1 protein-coding gene and 1 pseudogene are annotated in these 1,652 nt (G+C 71.9%); one reads left to right on the forward strand and one right to left on the reverse strand.

The window, feature by feature from the left end:
- A pseudogene (locus BN1056_RS14690) lies at window positions 1-175 on the reverse strand (GDSL-type esterase/lipase family protein); the annotation flags it as partial.
- A gap of 225 nt (window positions 176-400) precedes the next feature.
- Between BN1056_RS14690 and BN1056_RS07225 the strand changes: the two are divergent.
- Window positions 401-1,652 (forward strand): hemolysin family protein (locus BN1056_RS07225; RefSeq protein ID WP_210580071.1); only part of this gene is annotated, 1,252 nt, incomplete at its 3' end.

Consider the following 1,652-nt stretch of genomic DNA (forward strand, 5'->3'; position numbering starts at 1 on the left):
GCCAGCGCTCGGCCAGTCGCGCCGTCGTCTCGCCCGGGACGGCCAAGGTGTTCCACATGATGCCCAGCTCGCGAGGCGTGCGTGCCATCACCCGGCCGGTCCACCCCAGGGCGCGGGCATCCCCGTAGCCGGACACCAGCTCATCACCGATGAAGCACAGGCTCGTCTCCTCCATGGCCACCCGCTCCGCTCCTCACTTGTTGACGACTGCTGAGCCTCATCTTGCCATTGTCCAGCCGGTGTGCATTGCGCCGCGCGGGCACCGCGGTGGCGGGCGAAGGTGATAGCGTGCCAGCACTATGCGACGAAACGCTCGCCGGGCGCGCAGGCGCCACCGCTCCGGCACGGAATCCGACCACCCCCACCCCGACTCGGCCCGTCGGCCCGCGGGAGGCCGCCCGTGAGGGAGTGGCTGATGATCGCCGTCGGCGTGCTGCTGACGGCCGGCACCGCACTGTTTGTAGCCGGAGAGTTCTCTCTGGTGGCTCTGGACCCCTCCACCGTGGAGACGCGCGCTGCCGCCGGCGACCGCGGGGCAGCCCGGGTCGGCCGGGCGCTGAGCCGCCTGTCCACGCTGCTTTCCGGGGCCCAGGTGGGCATCACCCTGACCACCATCCTGCTCGGCTACACCATGCAGGCCGCACTGTCCACGCTGCTGACCGGCCTGCTGTCCACCTGGCTGGCGCAGGCGGTCGCCACCGGTGTGGCGGCGGCCGCCGCCCTGATCCTCGTCAACGCCTTCTCCATGGTGGTCGGTGAACTCATCCCCAAGAACGCCACCCTGTCCGACCCCATGCGGGCCGCCCGCGCCGTCACCCCTTTCCTGATGGGGTTCAGCGCGGTCCTCAAACCCGTGATCGCCGTGCTCAACGGCACCGCCAACCGGGTGCTGCACCGGATGGGGATCGAGCCGGCCGAGGAGATCAGCGGCACCCGCTCCGCCTCCGAACTGGCCGCCCTGGTGCGGCACAGTGCCGAGGAGGGGGTTCTGGACGTGTCCACCGCCGCACTGCTGACCCGCTCGATCGGGGTGGGACGGTTGACCGCCGTCGACGTCATGACGGACCGCGGCCGCCTGCACACCCTGACCGAGCAGGACACGGCCGCCGACGTGGTGGACCTGGCCCGGGCCACCGGCCACTCCCGCTTCCCCGTCATTGGCGACGACGCCGACGACGTGCTCGGCATCGTCCACCTGCGCCGCGCAATCGCCGTCCCCTACGCCAAACGCGCGGAGGTACCGGTGACCTCATCGTCCCTGATGACTCCCGCCCACCGGGTGCCGGAGACCATGCCACTGGCCGCCCTACTGGTGGAACTGCGCGACACCGGCAGCCAGATGGCGCTGGTGGTGGACGAGTACGGGGGCACCGCCGGCGTGGTGACGCTGGAGGACGCCGTGGAGGAGATCGTCGGAGACGTGGCCGACGAGCACGACCGGCGCCGCTCCGGCGCACACGCCGACGCCGCCGGCGACTGGCTGGTACCCGGCTGGCTGCGCCCCGACGAGCTGGTCGACCGCGCCGGCATACAGGTGCCCGACGACGGCCCCTACGAGACCCTGGCGGGCCTGGTCATGACGGAACTGGGGCGCATCCCCGAGGTCGGCGACGCCGTGGCCACGCCGCAGGCGGTGCTGACCGTGGAGGCCA

Source organism: Actinomyces succiniciruminis (assembly GCF_900002405.1).
Lineage (GTDB): Bacteria > Actinomycetota > Actinomycetes > Actinomycetales > Actinomycetaceae > Actinomyces > Actinomyces succiniciruminis.